The sequence below is a fragment of the Arthrobacter sp. SLBN-112 genome (assembly GCF_030944625.1).
Classification (GTDB): Bacteria; Actinomycetota; Actinomycetes; order Actinomycetales; family Micrococcaceae; genus Arthrobacter.
The window spans coordinates 360,105-380,453 of sequence record NZ_JAUSXY010000001.1; the positions used below are offsets into that span (position 1 = coordinate 360,105).

Here is a 20,349-nt window from a genome sequence, read left to right on the forward strand (position 1 = left end):
GTTGAATAAGGCGATTCGGTGATTGAGCTTGTCGAAATCCGGGTTTCGACAAGCTCAACCACCGGTGATTGAGCTTGTCGAAATTAGAAGGTGCTGCTGAGTTTGCGGGTGACCTGGGCCAGGGAATCGTCGTCGCCCACGTTGCCGGCGAACACGATGTAGGGGATGCCTTTGGCGGGGCCGTCCACCGGCTCCCAGAGGCTGACGATGCCCGGGAGCATGGGGCCGCGGACGATGCCGTGCCGGATTTCCAGGCCGTGGGCTGCGACGTCGGAGGACGTGATCCCGCCCTTGGCGATGACGAAACGTGGCGGGAAGGTCTTCAGGGTGCGGTTGACCACGTCCACGACGGCGGCGGAGACGGTCCGTGCGATCCGCAGGCTTTCGGCGGGGTCGTCCGTCTTGATCAGCAGGCGGCTGGTGTGGACGATGACGTCGCCGGCGCGCAGGGCCTCGATGACGGCGTCCACGGTCTGGTCCAGGTGTGCGCCGGCTTCGGTTTCGGCGCCGAGGAGCTTCTCGACGTCGATCTCGATGATGCGCGCCGAGCTGTGTTCGGCGGTGAGGACGTTGAGCTGGCGGGTGGTGAGGCCGACGTGCGAGCCAACAACGATCAGGCCGCCCGCCTCCGATGGGGTGTTCCCTGCGTAGGCCTCGTCGGCCGTGAGCGCAGCGCGGACTTCCTGGCCGATACGGCCGCGAACGAACGGGGGGCCAACACGGTAGAGAAGTTTCTTGCCGCGGCGTTCAGCCTCTTCAAGGCCCAGTGCCAGGGCACGGAAGTCGTTTTCGGTAACGATGTCCGCCACGATCGGGGTGGAGTCGGTGGCGGGCTCGATCGCATCCGCGATGGCTTTGGCAGAGATGGCCGGGTCCTGGGCAGAGGCGCCGGCCCGGATGATGTTCAGGTCCAGGGCGATCACTGAGTCCGCGGGGAACCTGCCCTGGGATTTCTCAGCGACGTAGTCGGCCATGACGGACGTGCTGAAACCGAACGTGGCGTCCTTGGCGAACTCGGTCTCGGAGACGGGGACCACGGTGCCCTTGGCCTCACCGGTGCCGCGCATGTAGTGGACGCCGCCGATGGTGAGCCGGCCGGCGTCGGGGAACGCGGGAACCAGGACCACGCCGTCGGTCTTCTCTCCGCTGACCTCGGCAACGGTGGCCGCGATGACGTCCGGCTCCAGCGGGAAGTGGCCGCGGAGGGTGGAGTCGCTGCGGCTGACGAAACCCAACCGCAGGGATTCCGGCGATCCTGCCGCGGTGAGGGCGTTGCGGACCACTTCCTCGTTGCGGGCTGCGGCTTCGGCAGGGTCGAGGCTGCGGGTGTTGGTGAGGACGTAAACCGCGGGCTTTCCCTGGCTAAAGGCCCACGTGAAGTCTTCCACGTCCCACCTGGTGAGCACGGGCAGGTCTGCCACGGACTGGGTGCCGGTGGGGTCGTCGTCGAGCACTACCAGGACGCGGGGAACCTCCGCGTTGGAAGCGGCCAGCGAGCCGGCAACAAGCCCTGCCGGGATCTCCATGTCTGCCGGATAGGCGGCCAGAAGGTCTGCTTCAAGCGTCACAGTGCACTCCGTTGTGTAGCGATCCGGGACCCGGATACTGATGTAAAGGTAACTGTAAGATGTCTGACATCTTGCATTTGAATGTTAGTGTGGCACACGGCATAAAGACGCGCAAGTAGACTTGTCTGACATATTCGCCGGGCGTGGGCCGGAAGCAGGAAGCGGGGGAACCATGGCAAGGAAATCGCTGGTGGGCATCGTGGCCGACGAGCTGCTGGACCGCATCATCGAAGGCGAGTTCCCGCCAGGCGCCACCGTTCCGGGCGAACTGGAACTCAGCGCCCGCCACGAGGTCAGCCGGATGACGGTCCGCGAAGCGATGAAGACGCTCCAGGCCCAACAGATCCTCAGCGTCGAACGTGGCCGGGGGACGTTCGTCAACCCCCTGAGCCGCTGGACATCACTGGAGGCCGTGCTCCGGGCAGCGTCAGAGGGCAAGAACGACGCCGCTGCCTCCATCCAGCTCATCGAGCTCCGCCGGATGCTGGAAACCGGAGCCTGCGAACTTGCCGCCGGACGAATCTCGGAGGAGGACATCGCCTCCCTGTTCGCGTACGTCTCGGCTATGAAGGCCGCCAACAGCATCAATGACGTCGCAGCTTTCGTGGAGGCCGATCTCGGCTTCCACGACCTCATCCTGCGCGCCGCCGGGAACGTATTCGTCTCTGTCCTGTTCGAGCCGCTGCACCGTGTCCTGGAGAAGCGCCGGGCGGAGACGTCGGCAGTTCCTGCAATCCAGGAACACGCTATCGGGCACCACCAGAACATCGCCGAGGCCCTGGAGTCCCGCGACCCCGTCCGCTCCCGCACGGCCATGGACCTGCACATGCAGCAGACGCTGGACGACCTGCGGAACCTGGTCCTGCCGGCCAAGTAGGCCCGCAGGCCGGCATTGATGCGCGAGGCAATCCCCTCTGGTCAACGCTCTCGGAGTACTACTAGGCTTCAGGGACGGCCCGCAACCGGGAGCAACGATGATCACGAGGAGCGAAGTTGTCCAACCACACGTACAGCATTTCTGAAATTGTCGGCACCTCCACCGAGGGCGTGGACGACGCCGTCCGGAACGGTATCGCCAAGGCATCGCAGACCCTGCGGAACCTCGACTGGTTCGAGGTCAAGGAAGTCCGGGGCCACCTCGAAGACGGCAAGGTGGCGGACTGGCAGGTAACCATCAAGCTCGGCTTCCGCCTGGAAGATCACTGAACATTACAGCTTTAACGCCAGGAGGTCGTGAAGCGTTGGCTTCACGACCTCCTGCTGCTTGACCGGGCGCGCCCTAGTTCGCCGTACCCGGGCTGCGGCGCCGCCAGACCGTTGCGGCGCCGTCGAACGCGGGGAAAACCTGGCCCTCGAAGAAGGACAGGACCGTGCGGGAGTCGGATTCCGGGCTCCACAGGCCGGAGGCCGGGCAGTGCGAACCCGTGGCTGTGGACGTGGCGCCGGCGGACGCCTGGCGCTCCTTCAGCAGTGCGATGCGTTTCATCGTTGAGACCATCCTGGGGTGATAAGAAACTGGGCAGGGAAGCTTGTACTCCCACCCTAGGAAACGGCCGGCCATGGACCAATGGGCGGCTGGCCAGAATCGCCGCCATTCGCTGGACGAATGTACAGTAACGGCGCCCTTGACGCGCCGCTCAGTCCGCTTGGCCGCCCTCGGCCACCGCGGCTGCGTCCCGCGCACTGCCGGTGTCGCGCGCACCGGCGCTGCTGGCGGGTGCACCCAGGCTGCCCAGCAGCGCCAGCGCGTCCGACGACGGCGAGCCCGGCCGTGCGGAGTACACCCGGAGCGTCTGGTCGGGGTCCTCCGGCAGCACCAGGTTCTCAAAGTTCAGTTCCAGGTCGCCCACCTCGGGGTGGTGCAGCCGGACCGTTCCTGCCGCCCTCGTAGCCACCCGGTGCCCTGCCCACCACTGGCGGAAATGCTCGCTGTTCACGGCCAGCTCGCCCACCAGGTGGTTGGCCTGCGGATCGTTGGGGTGCCGCCCCACGTCCACCCGAAGGGACCCGGCGGCCTCGGCAGCCACCGTTTTCCAGTCCCTGAAGAGCTCCCGTGCCGCAGGGTCAAGGATGGTCCAGCGGGTGAGGTTCCGCTCAGCGGGAGGCAGCGCAGGGAAATCGGTGAACAGCAGGAATGCCATCCGGTTGCCGGCCAGGACATCGCTGCGCCGGCCCAGCACCATGGCGGGTACCTCCCCCACCGCGTCGAGGAGCTGCCGCAGCGACGGCCGGACCCCCTGCGCGGCGGAGCCCCCGGCCTCACGGGGGCCGCCCGCACAGTTCTCAAGCAGGTCCAGCATGTGTGCGTGCTCGCTGCTGTCCAGCCGCAGCGCCCGGGCCACCGCGTCCAGCACAGTGCGTGAGGGGTGGATGTTGCGGCCCTGCTCGAGCCGGACGTAGTAGTCGGTACTGACCCCGGCCAGCCGGGCCACTTCCTCCCGGCGCAGGCCCGGAACCCTGCGGGCACCGGTGCTGGGACCCGTTCCGGCAACCTCCGGACTCAGCCGGGACCGCATGGCTTTGAGGAATTTTCCGAACTCGGCGCTTTGACCCATGCAGACCATTCTGCCCGGGACAGGTGCCTTGCTCTACACAAAAGGTAGGACTGGGAATCCTAGGAAAAACAGGAACAGCTTTGCTTGCTGACTTGACGGGCAAAAGTGCATAGGCTCAGGAGTGAGCCAGCGGAAACCGCTTTCTCCTCGTCGAGCAGCCGGCACCGATCCACGTATCACCATCGCCATAGGAGCACACCCATGTCAGAGCTGACACTCAACAACGGCGTCACCATCCCGCAACTTGGCTTCGGCGTTTTCCAGGTTCCGCCGGGAGGACACCCAGCGGACCGTGGAGGACGCCCTCGAGGCCGGATACCGCCACATCGATACAGCGGCCGCCTACCGCAATGAGGCCGGAGTAGGCGCGGCACTTGCCGCCACCGGCATCCCCCGCGAGGAAATCTTCGTCACCACCAAGCTCCGGAACGGTGAGCAGGGCCGGGCGCAGGAAGCCTTCCAGAACAGCCGCAAGGCGCTGGGCCTGGACTTCATCGACCTCTACCTCATCCACTGGCCGGTCCCTTCCCAGGGACTGTTCGTCCAGGCCTGGAAGGAGATGGAGCGGCTGTACGAGAACAAGGAGATCCGCGCCATCGGAGTCTCCAACTTCCTCTCCGACCACCTGGACACGCTGCTGGAATCCGCCCAGACCGTGCCGGCCGTCAACCAGATCGAACTCCACCCGAGCTACCAGCAGGCGGACCTGGCGGCAAAGTGCCGTGACCTGGGCATCGCGGTGGAGGCGTACAGCCCGCTGGGGCAGGGCGGGGACCTCAACGGGAACGCCGTTACCGAGATTGCCCAGGCCCACGATGCGACCACCGCCCAGGTGGTGCTGGCCTGGCACCTGGCCAACGGAAACATCGTCATCCCCAAGTCGGCCAACCCCGGCCGGATCCGGGAGAACTTCGCGGCATCCTCCCTCACGCTCTCCAGCGACGAACTTGACGCCATCACGGCACTGGAGTCCGGCGCCCGCATCGGTTCCGATCCCGCCGTCGCCGCCTTCACCCAGATGTAGGTTTCGACAAACTCACCCACCGGACGGACGCGCCCGACCCTCGAAAGGATTTTTCATGCAGTACACCCATCTGGGCCGCTCCGGCCTCAAAGTCTCCCGCCTCTGCCTTGGCACCATGAACTTCGGACCGCAGACGGAGGAAGCGGACGCCCACAGCATCATGGACTCCGCCCACGCGTCCGGCATCAACTTCTTCGACACCGCCAACGTATACGGCGGGGCGGACCACCGCGGCTGGACCGAGGAGATCATTGGTCGCTGGTTCGCCAAGGGCGGCGAGCGCCGCGAGCACACCGTCCTGGCCACCAAGCTGTACGGCACCATGACGGACCGGCCCAACGAATCCAAGCTGTCGGCGCTGAACATCCGCCGGGCGTTGGATGCGAGCCTCAAGCGGTTGCAGACGGACTACATCGATGTGTACCAGTTCCACCACATCGACCGTGACACGCCCTGGGACGAGATCTGGCAGGCCATCGACGTGGCAGTGCAGCAAGGAAAGATCCTGTACTCGGGCAGCAGCAACTTCGCCGGCTGGCACATCGCCCAGGCCCAGGAAGCGGCGCGGCGGCGGAATTACAACGGACTGGTCAGCGAGCAGTCCATCTACAACCTGTTCATGCGCCAGGTGGAACTGGAAGTCATCCCGGCGGCCCAGCAGTACGGCCTGGGCCTGATCCCCTGGTCGCCGCTGCAGGGTGGCCTGCTGGGCGGCGTGCTGAAGAAGGAACGCCAGGGCGTGCGGCGCACCGAAGGACGCGCCGCCGAGACCCTGAAGAAGCATGAGGACCAGATCCGCCAGTACGAGGACTTCGCCGACGAACTGGGGCACGAACCCGGCGACGTGGCACTGGCCTGGCTGCTGCACCAGCCCGCCGTGACCGCCCCGATCGTGGGCCCGCGCACGCAGGAACAACTGGATGCCGCCATCCGCGCCCTGGACGTCACCCTCGACGCAGACGCGCTCAAGCGGCTGGACGACATCTTCCCCGGGCATCGCACGGCACCGGAAGACTACGCGTGGTGACCTCCCGCAATGCCGACACCGTGGCGCCGCGCAGCATCCTCTTCGTCGGTGGCACCGGGGTCATCAGCGCGGCGGCGGCAGAACGCGCCGTCGCGCTGGGCCACCGGCTGACCATCCTGAACCGGGGCCAATCCACCAGGCCGGTTCCGGAGGGTGCCGAAGTGCTGCACGCGGACGTCCGTGATGCGGCCGCCGTCCGCGAGGTGCTGGGCGGCAGGGAGTTCGACGCCGTGGCGGACTTCATCGCCTACACCCCGGACCAGGCGCAAACGAGCATGGAGTTGTTCCGGGACCGGGTGGGGCAGTACGTCTTCATCAGCTCCGCCTCCGCCTACCAAAAGCCGCCCACCAGGCTGCCCATCCTGGAGTCCACGCCGTTGAAGAACTCCTTCTGGCAGTACTCGCGGGACAAGATCGCGTGCGAGGAGCTGTTGTTCCGGGCCTACCGGGAGGATGACTTTCCGCTGACCGTGGTCCGGCCGTCGCACACCTACGACCGCACCAAGATCGCCATGGTGGGCGGCTGGACGGACCTCCACCGGATGCGGAGCGGGCTTCCCGTCATGGTGCACGGCGACGGCACTTCACTGTGGACCCTCACGCACAGCAAGGACTTCGCCAAGGCGTTTGTGGGCCTGCTCGGAAGGCCGCAGGCGGTGGGCGAAAGCTACACCATCACCTCCGACGAGTACCTGCCGTGGAACCAGATCTACCGGCTCTTCGCACGGGCGGCCGGCGTCCGTGAACCGGAACTGGTGCACGTGGCATCCCAGACCATCGCCGCGCACGACCAGGAACTGGGTTCCAACCTCCTGGGCGACCGGTCCCACTCGGTGGTCTTCGACAACACCAAGATCAAGTCCCTGGTCCCGGACTACTCGGCCACCATCCCGTTTGCGGACGGCGCCCGGGAAATCGTCCAGTGGCATGACGCCCATCCGGAGCTGCAGCAGGTCAACGAGGCCTACATGCAGCTTTCGGACAAGCTCATCGGCTCGTCCCGGCAAGGCGCCTGATCCGAAGGTGCCGCTCGTGGCCGGCCTGCCGCAGCATCCCGCGGCAGGCCGGCCACATTGCCGCTGTGCTAGATTTCGGCGCATGACCTCGCCTCCTCCCAGCCATCCTGCCGACGGCCCAGTTGCCGCCGCCATCGACCTCCTGGCCAAACAGGGTTTCGATGCCACGTCTGTCGAGGAGCTGGCTGAAGCCTCGGGAATGAGCCGCAGCACGTTCTTCCGGAGGTTCGGATCCAAGGAGGATGTGGTCTTCGCTGACCACGAGCGAATCCTCCGCCAAGTGAACGAGCGGCTCGCCGAGTCGCGGCTGGAGCCCCTGGCCGCCGTGGCGGACGCGGCACTGTTGGTGTTCGACCACCACCTGCAGAACCGCGCAACGTCCCTGGCCCGGTACGGACTTTTGCAGGCCGTGCCGGCCCTCCGGGACCGGGAACTGGTCACCTCACACCGGTATGAGCGGGCCTTCCTGCGGTACCTCAATGACAACCTGCCCAAGGACGGCCGGCGCGAGTACCCTGCCGTTGCCTACGCCGCAGCCGTGGTCGCCGTACACAATGCCTTCCTCCGGCAATGGCTTCGCGCTGCACCCGCCACCGGCGAAACCGGGCAGCCTGACACAGCACGGGCAGCAGCACTGGCCAGCGAACTCGCAGCCCTGGCCGAAACCTTCCGGCCGGCGCTCCTCGGTCCTCCCGCGCCTGCCGATGCCCCGGATCAAAAGGCGGCGACCGTCGTCGTCACCGTGCTCGCCGGCCCGGCGGACAAGGACGCCATCGCCCAAGCGGTCCGCGATGCCTTGCCCTGAAACCCCGGAGGGCGTCTGGTACGGAGTTTCTTGACGTGGAACTGCGTTTCAGTGCATTCTTAGTCGATGCGGCGTGAGCCACATCACCCGGGCGGCCCGCGGCCGCCGCTGAACCAGAGGATGCAGACATGACGACGACGTCGCCCGCCCCCGCGCCCACCGTCACCGGAAGTGCGCCGGAGTTCCCGGCCGGAACGGTGGAACCCGAGTACCTTCTCACCGAGGCGCTCGGCACCGATCCTGCCTCCGTCCTCGCCGGCATCAACGCCGAAGACCGGAAGTACTGGGACCGCGCCCGCCGCTTCGTCCAGGAGGAAGTCCTCCCCGTCATCGACGGCTACTGGGAACGCGGCGAGTACCCGTTGCACCTCCTCCACCGCCTCGGCGAACTGGACCTGCTCCGCGACGGCATCGCCGTGGACGGCTTCGAACCGATGAGCAGCATGGCCGCCGGACTGGTGAACATGGAAATCAGCCGCGGGGACGGATCCGTGGCCACCATGATCGCGGTCCAGGGCGGCCTTGCCCTGCGGTCCGTCGCGGAGTGCGGATCCGAGGCACAGAAGGAGCGATGGCTGCCGGCGATCGCCCGCGGGACCGAATACGCGGCCTTTGCCCTCACCGAGCCCACCCATGGATCCGACTCCGTGGCCCTGGAAACCACGGCCACCCGCACGGACGGCGGCTTCCTGCTCAACGGCGAAAAGAAGTGGATCGGCAACGGCTCCATCGGCGGAGTCAGCGTAGTCTGGGCGCGCGGCGACGACGGCCAGGTCCACGGCTACCTGGTTCCGCAAGACTCCCCCGGCTACGCAGCCACCACGATCGAAGGCAAGCTGGCCCTTCGCGCCATCTGGCAGGCCCACATCCGGCTGGAGAACGTCTTCGTTCCCGAAGGGAACGTCCTGCCGGGCGCACGCACGTTCAAGGACACCGCCCGCGTCCTGCTGGCGACCCGCCTCGGTGTGGCCTGGTCCGCCGTCGGGCATGCCACTGCCTGCTACGAGACGGCCGTCCAGTACGCCAGGCAGCGCAAGCAGTTCGGCCGCCCGCTGGCCGCCTCCCAGATCATCCAGGAGCGCCTCGCGCGGATGCTCAGCGAACTGGCCACCATGCAGCTCATGGTGGTCCAGATGACCCGGCTCGACGAAGCCGGCACCCTGACCCCGGAACAGGCCTCGCTGGTCAAGTACACCTGCACCCGGACGGCCCGCGGCATCGCCTCCAATGCCCGTGACCTCCTGGGCGGCAATGGCATCCTGCTGGCCAACCGCGTGGCCCGGCACCTGGCCGATATCGAAGCAATCCACACCTACGAAGGCACCGAAACCGTGCAGGCGCTGATCATCGGCCGCGGCATCACAGGCGTCTCCGCCTTCGCCTGAGCCCTACCGCCTGACTTTGGCCGCTCCTCTCCCGAAAGGACTGTTCTTGAACCAGAACGCCAACATCCCCGTCATCCTCGGCGGCGCCCGGACCCCCTTCGGCAGGTTCCGCGGCGGCCTCACGCCCTTCTCCTCGAGCGCGCTGGGCGCCCACGCGATCCGGGCAGCGCTGGAACGGACCGGCGTGGCCCCGGAGCGAATCGGTGCCGTCATTGTGGGACAGGTGATCCAGGCCGGCGCCGGCCAGGGCCCTGCACGGCAGGCCAGCCTGGCCGCCGGCATCGGCTGGGACGTTCCCACCATCACCATCAACAAGCTCTGCCTGTCCGGGCTGACGGCAGTCATTGACGCCGCCCGGATGATCCGCACCGGCGAAGCGGACTTCATTGTCGCTGCCGGCCAGGAATCGATGACCAACGCACCGCACCTGGTCCCCGGGCTTCGCGCCGGCGTCGTGATCGGCGATGCCCCCATGCTCGACTCCCTGAACCACGACGGGCTCCAGGACCCGGTGAGCGGCAAGCTGATGGGCGAGGCAACCGACGCCGGAAACGCCGAGCGCGGCATCACCCGCGCCGAGCAGGACGCTGTGGCCGCCCGCTCCCACCAGCGCGCCGAAGCGGCCCGAACCGCCGGCGTGCTCGCGGAGGAAATCGCACCGATCCAGGTACCGCAGCGCAAAGGCCCCGCCGTAACCCTTGAGCACGACGAGGGCATCCGGCCGGAAACCACCGCTGAATCGCTGGCGCAGCTCCGCCCGGCGTTCTCAAAGGATGCGGCAGCCACCATTACCGCCGGCTCGGCGTCTCCGCTGTCCGACGGTGCCGCGGCGCTGGTGATTGCCAGCAAGGCCGCCGCCATCGCGGCAGGCCTTGAGTGGATCGCCGAGATCGGCGCGCACGGCCAGACTGCCGGACCGGACGGATCGCTGCACTCCCAGCCCGCCCGGGCCATCGAGCGCGCCCTCAAGAATGAAGGCCTCAGCATGCAGGAGCTTGACCTGGTGGAAATCAACGAGGCCTTCGCGTCGGTCCTGATCCAGTCCGCGAACGATCTTGGCATCGACACCGGAACCGTGAATGCCGAAGGCGGCGCCATTGCCCTGGGCCACCCCGTCGGCGCCTCTGGCGCCCGCCTGGTGCTGCACCAGGCGCTGGCGCTGAAACGGCGCGGCGGAGGCACCGGCGTCGTAGCCCTCTGCGGGGGCGGCGGCCAAGGCGACGCCCTCATCCTCAAAGCTTGACCCTCCCACCAGCGTGACCCTCCCACCAAAGAAGCAGGCCATGAACAACACCAACTCCGCCGACGGCTTCGCCACCATCTCCGTCGCAGCCATCCTGGCCGAATCGGCACACCGGACTCCGGACAGCATCGCCCTCCTCGTCGGTGAGGACCAGGTCAGCTACCGGGACCTGTGGAACCAGACCCGCGCCTATGCCGGGGCGTTGCGGGCGCGCGGCGTCGGCCCGGGAGACGCCGTCGCCGTCCTGATTCCCAACGTTCCGGACTTCGCGCGGGTGTACTACGCCATCCTGTCGCTGGGCGCCATCGTGGTCCCTGTGCACGCCCTGCTCAAGGCCCGCGAGATCGAATATGTCCTGCAGGACAGCGGGGCCGGGCTGCTGATCTGCGCCGCCCCGCTCCTGGCTGAGGGCGCGGCAGGCGCCGCCGCCAGCGGAGTGGACGTCTTGACGGTACTTGCCCCGGACGACGACGGGTTCCCCCGGCTGGAGACGGAGGCCGCCGCCGCCGAGCCGATCCGGACCTATGAACCGTGCCGCCCCTCGGACACGGCCACGATTCTGTACACCTCGGGCACCACGGGCAAGCCGAAGGGGGCACTGGGCACGCACTTCGCCCTGGTGGAACAAACCAGCGTCCTGCTGACCAGCGTGATGGACTTCAAGCCCGGCGATGTCCTGTTCGGTGGACTGCCGCTCTTCCATACCTTCGGCCAGACGGTGGTCCTCAACACCGGGCTCCGTGCCGGCGCCACGATCGTCCTGATGCCACGCTTTACCGGCGCGGATGCCCTGAAGCTGCTGGCGAAGCACGACGTGAACATCTTCCTCGGCGTCCCCACCATGTACGTGGCGCTCCTGGAAGCTGCCAAGACTGTGCCGGACCGGCCGGCCTCCCTGCGGTACGGCATCTCCGGTGGAGCGTCGCTTCCGCTGGCCATAATGGACAGGTTCCGCGACGTCTTCGGCGTGGAAATCCATGAGGGCTACGGCCTCACGGAGACCTCACCCGTGGCCGCTTTCAACCACGTGGGCACCGCGCCGCGGCCTGGAACCATCGGGGTCCCCATCTGGGGAGTTGATATCGAAATCGCCCGGCCGGAGGTAGTGGAAAGCATAGAGCTGCTGCCCAACGGGGAACTCGGCGAGCTCGTGATCCGCGGACACCTGCTGATGAAGGGCTACCTCAACCGGCCCGAGGCCACGGCTGAGGCCGTGGTGGACGGCTGGTTCCGCTCGGGGGACCTTGGCACCAAGGACGACGACGGCTACCTCACCATCGTGGACCGCAAGAAGGACATGATCATCCGCAACGGCTACAACGTCTACCCCCGGGAAGTGGAGGAGGTCCTGTTGACGCACCCGGCCGTGGTCAGCGCCGCCGTCTACGGCATTCCGGATGACGTCCATGGACAGGAGATCGCCGCCGCGATCGTACTGGACTCGGGGGCCACGGTCAGCGAATCCGAGCTGATTGAGTTCGCCAGTACCCGGCTGGCGGCCTACAAGTACCCGCGGGCGGTAAGGATCCTGTCCGAGCTCCCGCTTGGACCGAGTGGAAAGATCCTCAAGCGGAAACTGGCCGAGGACCCCTCTTAGCGCGGGATCCTGCCACCACGACAAACCCAACCGTTCCGTTCTCCCGAAAGGACCCGGCCCGTGACCGCGCCCAGCCGTAACGAGTACACCACCATTGACGTTCCGGTCCGGGGCGGCCTCCTCCGTACCGCGGTCTGGGGGTCACCTGATGCCGGGGCGCCCACCGTTCTTGCCGTGCACGGGGTGACGTCCTCGCACATGCAGTGGGCGGTCCTGGCCGACGCGCTCCCCGGCGTCCGCATCATTGCGCCCGACTTGCGAGGACGCGGACACAGCAACACCCTGCCCGGCCCCTACGGCATGGCGTCTCACGCCCAGGACCTGGCTGACGTCCTCGATGCGGTGTCGGCCAGGCAGGTCCTGGTGTTGGGGCATTCCATGGGAGCGTTCGTGGCCGAGGTGTTTGCACACCTCCATCCCGACCGGGTCAGTTCACTCGTCCTGGTCGACGGCGGACTGCCCCTTCCCGTGCCCCCGGGCGTCACCGTGGACCAGGCCATCCAGGCGATCCTCGGGCCGGCCGCCGCCCGGCTGTCCATGACGTTCCCGGACCACGAAACCTACTTGGATTTCTGGCGGAATCATCCCGCCTTCGCAGCAGACTGGAACACCGACGTGGAAGCCTATGCGCGCTACGACCTGATGGGTGAAGCTCCAGACCTTCACCCATCGACCGTCGTGGAAGCCATGAGCGAGGACTCCAGGGACCTCCTGGCAGGGGAATCAGTCCGCCGTGCGCTGGAGAACCTGCGCCACGCCACCGTGCTGTTGTGGGCGCCGCGAGGACTTCGCGATGAATCCCCCGGGCTTTACACGCAGCAAATCGTGGAAACGCACCTGCATGGCCAGCCATCGATGCGGGCAGAGCTGGTTCCTGGCGTCAACCATTACACCATTGTCATGGGAGGCGCCGGGGCGGCCAGGGTTGCCGCCGTCGTCAAGGAAATGTTGGCGCAGGAGGACCTCAAGGCCCGTTGAATTGCCGCCCCCTCAGGGAGGCCGAAAGATTCTCCGCCCTCCCGGGAGCCAGGACGGCCGCCACAAGGGAGACTGGGGGAATGAAACTTGCACCGCTCATCCCCCTCAACGACGGCAACAGCATCCCCCAGCTTGGTTTGGGCACTTGGCCGCTGGACGACGATCAGGTGGCGGCCGCCGTCGTGCAGGCCGTGGAAGCCGGGTACCGGCACATTGATACCGCGGTAAAGTACGGCAACGAACGTGGTGTGGGCAACGGCATCCGGGCCACTGGCCTGGACCGCAACGAGCTCTTCGTCACCACCAAGCTGGACGGTGAATTCCAAGGCCACGACCGCGCCGTTGCGGGGCTGGAGGGGTCCCTGAAGCGTCTGGGGCTGGATTATGTGGACCTGCTGCTTATCCACTGGCCGTTGCCTGGCAGGGACCAATATGTTTCCACCTGGCAGACGTTTGAACGGCTCCAGGCCGAGGGAAAGGTCCGGTCCATCGGGGTGTCCAACTTCAAGCCGGCCCACCTGGAGCGCCTGATGGCGGAGACGGATGTGGTGCCGGCGGTCAACCAGGTCCAGCTCAGCCCCGCGATTACCCGGACCGCGGAGCGCGAGTTCCATGCCGCGCACGGGATCGTCACGGAGTCCTACAGTCCATTGGGCGGGCAGGGCGCGGGTTTGCTGGGCGCCCCCATCCTGGCGCAACTCGCTGAAAAACACGGCAAATCCCCGGGCCAACTGGTTCTGCGGTGGCACATACAAAACGGATTGGTAACGATTCCCAAGACCTCTTCTCCGGAGCGGATGCAGGAGAATTTGGATGTGTTCGATTTCGCCCTGGACCCGCAGGATCTAGCGGAACTTTCAGTCCTGGACGACGGTCCCGGTGCTGGCAACGATTCCGACAAAACCGGGCACTAAAATCAGCCTGAAGTGCACTTTTTTCCAGAAACAGGGTTGGCAAAAAGATAGTAAGCATGATTACTATTGAGCCAGAAGGATGAAGTGCCTCCGGGACCCGGAGGCCTCCTCTACGTAGGAAGAGAGCGACAAATGGGATTTATTGCATTTCTGATTCTCGGACTTATCGCTGGTGCGATCGCTAAGGCGATCCTCCCGGGCAGGCAGGGTGGCGGCTGGGTCATCACCCTGATCCTGGGCGTTGTTGGCGCGCTCCTCGGCGGCTGGCTGGGCGGAATGATCTTCGGCAGTGGACTGCAGGAGTTCTTCTCCATCCAGACCTGGCTGCTGGCGATCGTCGGCTCGCTGATCGTCCTTGCCATTTACGGCATGGTCACCAGGCGCAGCGCCCGCGGCTAACTGCACGGGCAAGCCAGGAAGCCGGCTTGGGGACACCCTCCCCAAGCCGGCTTTCATTTTCTCCGGTAACGGGCAAGCGCTGGCCCGGCCGGAACTGACAACCTTCTCGCAGAGCAGGAGTTCATCGTGAAAAACAAGCTTCTTTTAGGTGTGGGCGTCGCTATCGGCTACGTTCTCGGCTCGCGGTCGGGCCGTGCAGCTTACGACAAGCTGAAGGCCCGTGCGGCCGGTATTTGGGACAGCAAGCCGGTCCAGGACAAGGTGGCCGTGGCAACGGAGGCCGTCAAGGAAAAGGCGCCCGAAGTGGCCGACCAACTGGGCGAAGCCGCCCGCAGGGCAGGCACCGTGATCGGCTCTGCAATGCACCGGGACGGGACGTCCGGCGGGGAGCAAGTCCTCCGCCTCCGCCGCCGGCACATCCCCACGTGGTGACGCGGCCGGGCTGGGCGAGGACCACATCCCCGCACACAGCACCCACCCGGAGACCACTAACCTTGGTACCTCGGACGGGGCCGGAGGAAAGGCCTGACTCCTGGTCCGTGCCCTTGGTTACGTGCTTCAGCCGCGTGACAAGCGGACTTGGCCAGTCTTGTGCTACAACTGAATCGCTTTGCTGGCCGTCGCGATCCTTGGGGGACGCGGCGGCCGGCATTGTCTTAAGCGGGTGACGCTGGCGTTTCCCTGGCTTAGTCCTTGTCGATCCCAGGCAGGGCGCCCACAACCACCGTCGCGTCCAGGTCCTCCGAACGGACGGTCTCTGTCCGGAACCCGGCCGCGGCCAGGATGGCAGAAGTTCCGGCCGCCTGCCGTTCACTGGTTTCGATGAGCAGGTGCCCCTCGGGGGCGAGCCACTCGATGGATCCGGCGGCAACACGTCGATGGAAGTCCAGTCCGTCCGCGCCGCCGTCCAACGAGATCACCGGCTCGTACAGCCGGGCTTCGGGCGGCATGGTCCTGATGGCCTCGGTGGGAACGTACGGGGCGTTGACAGCCAGCAGCCTGACCCGGCCGCGCAGCGCCGATGGGAGCGCCTCGAATAAATCGCCACGATGAACGCTGCCGCCGAGTGGTTCGATGTTCCGCCGCGCGCACTGCACGGCTGTGGCGTCGATGTCAGCGGCATGCAGGTCCACTCCGGGCAGCGCGCGAACCATAGCCGCTCCCACGGCGCCGGACCCGCAGCACAGGTCGACGACAACCGGAGGTTCCGCAGACGGGCTGGTGGACAGCAGCGCCACAGCGTGGCTGACCAGCAGTTCAGTGCGGCGCCGCGGGACGAAGACGCCCGTCTCAACACGAATGCGCCGGCCGGCGAACTCCGCCCAGCCGAGGACGTATTCCAGCGGCATCCCCGCAGCGCGGCGCTGGACATTAAGGGCGAGTTCCGCAGGCCCGGTGGCTTCCGACAGCAGCAGCCGGGCCTCCTCCTCAGCGAAAACGCAGCCAGCCGAGCGCAGGAGCGTCACGATGTGGTCGAAGGCCGGAGTGGGGTGGCTGTCAACAGCGCTTGATTCAGGAACTGGCATATGAACGCCTCTCAGTGAACCGGCACAGCCAGCAATATTCTTTGGATCGGCAGCTGCGCCCCTTTGGCGACCGTTCAAGTCCCGTGGAGGGACCCTTCCACCGCCGCGAGCAGCGCATTGAACCTCTTGTTGGCGGGAAGGTCGTCGAGATAGACGGGTTTGCCGTCGGGGCCGCCCAAAGGAACCTGCCAGTTGGGGTACAGCGCCTCGGTGGTTCCGGGCTGGTTCTGGACCCGCCGCTCCCCCACCGCGTCCACCAGGGCCACGCCGAGCAGCACCGACGGCGACTGGGCCAGCAGGAGGTGCAGCGCCTCAATGGTGTGTTCCTCAGCCGACTGCCCGCCGGCAGCCACCTCGGAGAGGTACCCGCGTTCACGCAGCAGGGCGAACATCTTTTCCAGCGACGCGTTGTGTTCGGCCCGCTCTTCCCCCTCGGTGCGCTCCAGCAGGCCAAGACGGCTCCGCAACGCCACGTGGTCCCCGGCAAGGTAGCCGGCGGTGGGCGGGAGGTCGTGGGTGTTGACGCTGGCGAGTGCCTGCGTACGGTACTTTTCCGGCGCAAGCGGCGAATCGCCGTCGTACTCGAACCAAAGAATGGACGTGCCAAGGATGCCGCGGGCAGCGAGGTAGTCGCACACCCATGGCTCGAACGTGCCCAGGTCTTCCCCGATCACCACGGCACCTGCGCGCTGCGCCTCCAGGGCGAGGATGCCGATCAGGGCCTCATGGTCGTACCGGACGTAGGCGCCGTCCCCCGGCGCATTGCCCTGCGGGATCCACCACAGCCGGAACAGGCCCAGGATGTGGTCAACACGGATACCACCGGCGTGCCTGAGCACGGTGGCGAGCATGTTGCGGAACGGCTCGTAGCCGGTTTCGGCGAGACGGGTGGGGTGCCAGGGCGGCTGGCCCCAGTCCTGGCCCTGCTGGTTGTACATGTCCGGCGGCGCGCCCACACTGGTGGCCGGCGCCAGCACGCCGCGGAGCGTCCACGCATCGGCACTGCTGTGGTCCACCCCCACGGCGAGATCGTGCACCACGCCCAGCCGCATGCCGGAGCGCAACGCGGCCTGCTGGGCTTCCTCCAACTGTTCGTCGCAGATCCACTGCAGCCAGCGGTGGAACCCGATCCGGTCCGCGAGCTTCTCCCGCAGCGCCTCCGCCTCACGTGTTCCGATGGCGCAGGCCGGGTCCGTCCACAGCGGATCGTCCGGCGCGAGGTCCTCCCTGATGGCGGACCACAGCGCGAAATCATCCAGGCCGCTCCCGGAGATGCGGCAGAACTCGTCGAACGCTGCCTGCCGGGCCGGCGAGCGCCGCGTGTGGTACAGCATCTCAAGCGCCTGCAGCTTCGCCGCGTACACAGCATCGCGGTCCAGCCGGGCGCTGTCCTTGTTCAACCCGGCGACCTCCTCGTGCAGCTTTTCCAGCGCCGCCCGTTTCCGCGGCCGCAGGTAAGCCAGCTCGGGAACGGCTTCGATGCGGATGTACAGCGGGTTGAAGAACCGCCGCGTGGACGGTGAGTACGGCGAGGGCTGGACTGGAGGAACCGGCTCAGCCGCATGCAGCGGATTGACCAGCACATAGTCGGCCCCGCGCTCGCCGCTGATGGCTGCCAGGTCCGCCAGGTCCGCGAAATCGCCGATGCCCCACGACCGCTTGGACCGCACCGAATACAGCTGCGTGGCCAGGCCCCAACCGCGGCGCTCCACCAGCGGTGCCGCCGTGTCCAGCCGCGCAGGCGTCACCACCAGGGTGGCGGTGGCCGTGGCACCCTCGGAGTCCGCGTTCAGGGTGTGCCAGCCCAAGGGGAGGTCCGGCGGCAGGGAAAAGGTGGCACGGCCGGTCGGTACGCCGTCGACCTCCCGGGGCTGGACCCAGACGTCCTCCTGGGCCGCCTCCAGTGAGCCCGCGCCGCCTTCGAGCGTGACCGTCAGCCGGGCCGTGGCGCCGTCCCGCACATGGACCGGGACCTGGGCGGGCTCGCCCTGCTTAATGACGACGGCGGACGGCAGCATCCGCCGCCATGGCGCCAGTTCCGCCTCCGCCAGGGCAGCTTCGATGTGCTGGTTCGTATCGGCCTGCACACCCAGGGCGGCGAGCACCTTGATCAGCGTCGATTCGGCAACGGAGTGCGGGAGTCCGTCCCACCCCTGGAAGGACGTGCCAACCCCGTGCGCGTCCGCCAACTGCTGGAGCAGGTGCGGATCCACCGGCGCCTGGGCGGCGGGAGGGTCTGCGGGCATGCCTGGTCGTGGTGCGTGCTGCTGGTCTGAAGCCGTCATGGGTGTCCGCCTCGTCTGTGATGGTCCCGAACTTACAGTGCTGCCTGTTGCCCCGGGAGCTGACACCCCAGTGCACAACCGTTGGTTCAGATTATTGCAGGGCGCAGCCGGGGCGAAACCCGGACCGCAGATGTCGGCGAAGCCACAAAACGTCATCCCGGGCCCTCCGGTTACTTCGTGCGAAGAAAAGAGAAGGACTAAGGCGGAAATCTGCGGTGGCCTGCGGAATCTGTGTAGCGTCATGACGATCCACGGCGCGGCAACCATATGGAGGAGACCGGAGATGGGCCTTAGCGAACTGCGGATGTTCGGACGGTCGGGCACCCCCATCAGCCCACTCACCCTGGGCACCATGAACTTTGGCGAGGGGACCGGCGGGCCGCCGGGCGCCCCCACCGGCGCGGATGAGGCCATCCGCATCATCCATGCGGCGCTTGATGCCGGCATCACGGCCATTGATACGGCCGACGTCTATTCGCAGGGCGAGTCCGAACAGGTGGTGGGCCGGGCCCTGCGCGGCCGGCGGGACGACGTCTTCCTGGCCACCAAGTTCCACGGCCAGATGAGCCCCAATCCGGCACACTCGGGGAACTCCCGCCGCTGGATCACCCAGGCCGTCGAAGGCAGCCTCCACCGGCTGCAGACGGACCGCATCGACCTCTACCAGGCGCACCGGCCCGACTACAACACCGACGTGCTGGAAACCATCACCACCCTCAACGACCTGATCCGCCAGGGCAAGATCCTCTACTACGGCACCTCGGTGTTTACGCCGGCCCAGCTTGTCGAGGCGCAGTGGCTGGCCACCACCAACCACCTGATTCCGCCGCTGGGCAACCAGGTTCCCTACTCGATGCTGGTCCGTGGCAACGAACGCGACGTGCTGCCCATCGCCCAGCAGTACGGCCTGGGCGTCCTGGCTTACGGCCCGTTGGCTGGGGGCTGGCTCTCGGGCAGCTTCGTCCTGGACTCAGGCAAGCCGCCCGCCCGGGTGCACACGCTTCCAGGCCGGTACGACATTTCCGGGCCGTCGAGTGAGCGGAAGCTGCTCGCCGCGGATTCTTTGGCCCGGCTGGCGGACAAGCTGGAGATATCCCTGGTTGACCTGGCCGTCGGCTTTGCCCTGACCCACCCCGCGGTCAGCAGCGTGATTATCGGTCCGCGCAGCGAGGAACACCTCCAGGCGTACCTTCGCGCCGCGGACGTCCAACTGGGCGAGACGGTCCTGGACGCCATCGACGAGCTCGTTCCGCCGGGCACCAACTTCGTGGAGCGGGACGCGGGCGCCATTGTCCCGTCCATCGAGTTCGCGGAATTACGACGCCGGTAGCGGGCTCCCGGCCGGGCCGCACCCAGGTGCCGCGCCCCCGTGACGGCCGGTGCCGTCGTCATGCCTTCTGATTTCCGCCGGTAGAGCTCCACCGTCCAGTGCCTATGATGGCTTCGATGAAGGCCCTGTTCACCATAGGTCACGGCACCGCGTCCCAGGACGATTTCACCAGGCTGCTCCGCGTCGCCGGGGCGGAATCGCTGGTGGATGTCCGGATTGGGCCGGGCAGCCGAAAGTATCCGCATTTCGGCAAGGATCGCATGGCCGACTGGCTGCCTGCTGCCGGCATCGGCTACCGCTGGGAGCGGCGGCTGGGCGGCTTCCGGAAACTGCCTCCCGATTCCCCGGACACGGCCCTGCGCAATGAGTCCTTCCGCGCCTATGCCGCCTACATGCGCAGCGAAGACTTTGCCGCAGCCGTTGCGGAACTGGTAACCGGCTCCCAGGCAGCCCGGACGGCGATCATGTGCAGCGAAACCCTGTGGTGGCGCTGCCACCGCAGGCTGATCTCAGACCACTGCGTCCTGCTGGCCAACCTGCCGGTTGAACACCTGATGCCGCCGGACAAGGCGGTACCGCACGTTCCCACCAAGGGCGTGCGGGTGCTGGGCAATGAGCTGCGCTACGACGTCCCGGAGTGACCGCCGCTCGGGTGGCCGGGCTATTGACTAAGCGGTAGAAGACTCCTACGGTCGAT

General features: G+C 66.9%; 19 protein-coding genes and 1 pseudogene. 15 read left to right on the forward strand and 5 right to left on the reverse strand.

The features are described 5' to 3' along the window. Nucleotides 1-83: 83 nt before the first annotated feature. A complete protein-coding gene (locus tag QF050_RS01680; RefSeq protein ID WP_308928864.1) occupies nt 84-1,568 on the reverse strand; it encodes a four-carbon acid sugar kinase family protein in 1,485 nt (494 codons plus the stop codon). A gap of 172 nt (nt 1,569-1,740) precedes the next feature. Here QF050_RS01680 and QF050_RS01685 point away from each other — a divergent pair, with 172 nt between their 5' ends. Both QF050_RS01685 and QF050_RS01690 read left to right on the forward strand, forming a co-directional pair. Then, nucleotides 1,741-2,445 (forward strand): FadR/GntR family transcriptional regulator, encoded by a 705-nt coding sequence (locus tag QF050_RS01685; protein WP_308928865.1) that lies wholly within the window; start codon nt 1,741-1,743, stop codon nt 2,443-2,445. Between the two features lie 116 nt (nt 2,446-2,561). Then, a complete protein-coding gene (locus QF050_RS01690) occupies nt 2,562-2,774 on the forward strand; it encodes a dodecin (RefSeq protein WP_308928866.1) in 213 nt (70 codons plus the stop codon). Nucleotides 2,775-2,847: 73 nt separating this feature from the next. Here the strand turns inward: QF050_RS01690 and QF050_RS01695 are convergent, their stop codons facing one another. Next, the gene (locus QF050_RS01695; RefSeq protein WP_308928867.1) at nt 2,848-3,054 is read right to left on the reverse strand and encodes a hypothetical protein; all 207 of its coding nucleotides are present in this window, start codon (nt 3,052-3,054) and stop codon (nt 2,848-2,850) included. Between the two features lie 151 nt (nt 3,055-3,205). Then, a complete protein-coding gene (locus QF050_RS01700) occupies nt 3,206-4,123 on the reverse strand; it encodes a helix-turn-helix transcriptional regulator (protein ID WP_308928868.1) in 918 nt (305 codons plus the stop codon). Nucleotides 4,124-4,324: 201 nt separating this feature from the next. On the opposite strand from QF050_RS01700, the pseudogene QF050_RS01705 reads away from it, so the two are divergent. The 11 genes and pseudogenes from QF050_RS01705 (at nt 4,325) to QF050_RS01755 (ending at nt 14,943) form a co-directional block, all read left to right on the forward strand. After that, nucleotides 4,325-5,147 (forward strand): annotated as a pseudogene (locus QF050_RS01705) (aldo/keto reductase). Nucleotides 5,148-5,202: 55 nt separating this feature from the next. After that, entirely contained in the window at nt 5,203-6,174 is a 972-nt protein-coding gene (locus QF050_RS01710; protein WP_308928869.1) for an aldo/keto reductase, read from the forward strand. Then, a complete protein-coding gene (locus QF050_RS01715; RefSeq protein ID WP_308928870.1) occupies nt 6,168-7,190 on the forward strand; it encodes an NAD-dependent epimerase/dehydratase family protein in 1,023 nt (340 codons plus the stop codon). The genes QF050_RS01710 and QF050_RS01715 overlap by 7 nt, the downstream gene beginning before the upstream one ends. Before the next feature lie 82 nt (nt 7,191-7,272). Next, nucleotides 7,273-7,995 (forward strand): helix-turn-helix domain-containing protein, encoded by a 723-nt coding sequence (locus tag QF050_RS01720; RefSeq protein WP_308928871.1) that lies wholly within the window; start codon nt 7,273-7,275, stop codon nt 7,993-7,995. Nucleotides 7,996-8,123: 128 nt separating this feature from the next. Then, nucleotides 8,124-9,380, forward strand: coding sequence for an acyl-CoA dehydrogenase family protein (locus QF050_RS01725; RefSeq protein ID WP_308928872.1), 1,257 nt, complete (start codon nt 8,124-8,126; stop codon nt 9,378-9,380). Between the two features lie 46 nt (nt 9,381-9,426). Beyond that, nucleotides 9,427-10,623 carry an acetyl-CoA C-acetyltransferase gene (locus tag QF050_RS01730; RefSeq protein ID WP_308928873.1) on the forward strand — a complete coding sequence of 399 codons (1,197 nt, stop codon included), beginning with the start codon at nt 9,427-9,429 and terminating at the stop codon, nt 10,621-10,623. 40 nt (nt 10,624-10,663) lie between these two features. Beyond that, nucleotides 10,664-12,220 (forward strand): long-chain fatty acid--CoA ligase, encoded by a 1,557-nt coding sequence (locus tag QF050_RS01735; RefSeq protein WP_308928874.1) that lies wholly within the window; start codon nt 10,664-10,666, stop codon nt 12,218-12,220. Nucleotides 12,221-12,280: 60 nt separating this feature from the next. Then, a complete protein-coding gene (locus tag QF050_RS01740; protein ID WP_308928875.1) occupies nt 12,281-13,198 on the forward strand; it encodes an alpha/beta hydrolase in 918 nt (305 codons plus the stop codon). Nucleotides 13,199-13,278: 80 nt separating this feature from the next. Continuing rightward, nucleotides 13,279-14,112 (forward strand): aldo/keto reductase, encoded by an 834-nt coding sequence (locus QF050_RS01745; protein ID WP_308928876.1) that lies wholly within the window; start codon nt 13,279-13,281, stop codon nt 14,110-14,112. A 132-nt stretch (nt 14,113-14,244) separates the two neighbouring features. Then, nucleotides 14,245-14,511: a GlsB/YeaQ/YmgE family stress response membrane protein gene (locus QF050_RS01750; RefSeq protein WP_308928877.1), complete on the forward strand. Its 267-nt coding sequence runs from the start codon at nt 14,245-14,247 to the stop codon at nt 14,509-14,511. A gap of 126 nt (nt 14,512-14,637) precedes the next feature. Continuing rightward, nucleotides 14,638-14,943: a YtxH domain-containing protein gene (locus QF050_RS01755; protein ID WP_308928878.1), complete on the forward strand. Its 306-nt coding sequence runs from the start codon at nt 14,638-14,640 to the stop codon at nt 14,941-14,943. Between the two features lie 254 nt (nt 14,944-15,197). On the opposite strand, the gene QF050_RS01760 is transcribed toward QF050_RS01755, so the two are convergent. Next, nucleotides 15,198-16,037, reverse strand: a complete 840-nt coding sequence (locus tag QF050_RS01760; RefSeq protein WP_308928879.1) for a putative protein N(5)-glutamine methyltransferase — start codon at nt 16,035-16,037, stop codon at nt 15,198-15,200. Between the two features lie 74 nt (nt 16,038-16,111). Beyond that, nucleotides 16,112-18,322, reverse strand: a complete 2,211-nt coding sequence (malQ, locus tag QF050_RS01765; RefSeq protein WP_308928880.1) for a 4-alpha-glucanotransferase — start codon at nt 18,320-18,322, stop codon at nt 16,112-16,114. A 283-nt stretch (nt 18,323-18,605) separates the two neighbouring features. Between malQ and QF050_RS01770 the strand changes: the two genes are divergently transcribed. Together QF050_RS01770 and QF050_RS01775 are read left to right on the forward strand one after the other, a co-directional pair. Then, nucleotides 18,606-19,652 carry an aldo/keto reductase gene (locus QF050_RS01770; RefSeq protein ID WP_308928881.1) on the forward strand — a complete coding sequence of 349 codons (1,047 nt, stop codon included), beginning with the start codon at nt 18,606-18,608 and terminating at the stop codon, nt 19,650-19,652. 116 nt (nt 19,653-19,768) lie between these two features. After that, nucleotides 19,769-20,293, forward strand: a complete 525-nt coding sequence (locus QF050_RS01775; RefSeq protein WP_308928882.1) for a DUF488 domain-containing protein — start codon at nt 19,769-19,771, stop codon at nt 20,291-20,293. Nucleotides 20,294-20,349 lie beyond the last annotated feature (56 nt).

What these genes read in the sequence shown, in the direction of transcription:
- QF050_RS01685 (WP_308928865.1), top strand. Translation starts at nt 1,741, where the DNA reads ATGGCAAGGAAATCGCTGGTGGGCATCGTGGCCGACGAGCTGCTGGAC.
- QF050_RS01695 (WP_308928867.1), bottom strand. Translation starts at nt 3,054, where the DNA reads ATGAAACGCATCGCACTGCTGAAGGAGCGCCAGGCGTCCGCCGGCGCC.
- QF050_RS01700 (WP_308928868.1), bottom strand. Translation starts at nt 4,123, where the DNA reads ATGGGTCAAAGCGCCGAGTTCGGAAAATTCCTCAAAGCCATGCGGTCC.
- QF050_RS01710 (WP_308928869.1), top strand. Translation starts at nt 5,203, where the DNA reads ATGCAGTACACCCATCTGGGCCGCTCCGGCCTCAAAGTCTCCCGCCTC.
- QF050_RS01720 (WP_308928871.1), top strand. Translation starts at nt 7,273, where the DNA reads ATGACCTCGCCTCCTCCCAGCCATCCTGCCGACGGCCCAGTTGCCGCC.
- QF050_RS01725 (WP_308928872.1), top strand. Translation starts at nt 8,124, where the DNA reads ATGACGACGACGTCGCCCGCCCCCGCGCCCACCGTCACCGGAAGTGCG.
- QF050_RS01735 (WP_308928874.1), top strand. Translation starts at nt 10,664, where the DNA reads ATGAACAACACCAACTCCGCCGACGGCTTCGCCACCATCTCCGTCGCA.
- QF050_RS01745 (WP_308928876.1), top strand. Translation starts at nt 13,279, where the DNA reads ATGAAACTTGCACCGCTCATCCCCCTCAACGACGGCAACAGCATCCCC.
- QF050_RS01750 (WP_308928877.1), top strand. Translation starts at nt 14,245, where the DNA reads ATGGGATTTATTGCATTTCTGATTCTCGGACTTATCGCTGGTGCGATC.
- QF050_RS01760 (WP_308928879.1), bottom strand. Translation starts at nt 16,037, where the DNA reads ATGCCAGTTCCTGAATCAAGCGCTGTTGACAGCCACCCCACTCCGGCC.
- malQ (WP_308928880.1), bottom strand. Translation starts at nt 18,322, where the DNA reads ATGACGGCTTCAGACCAGCAGCACGCACCACGACCAGGCATGCCCGCA.
- QF050_RS01770 (WP_308928881.1), top strand. Translation starts at nt 18,606, where the DNA reads ATGGGCCTTAGCGAACTGCGGATGTTCGGACGGTCGGGCACCCCCATC.
- QF050_RS01775 (WP_308928882.1), top strand. Translation starts at nt 19,769, where the DNA reads ATGAAGGCCCTGTTCACCATAGGTCACGGCACCGCGTCCCAGGACGAT.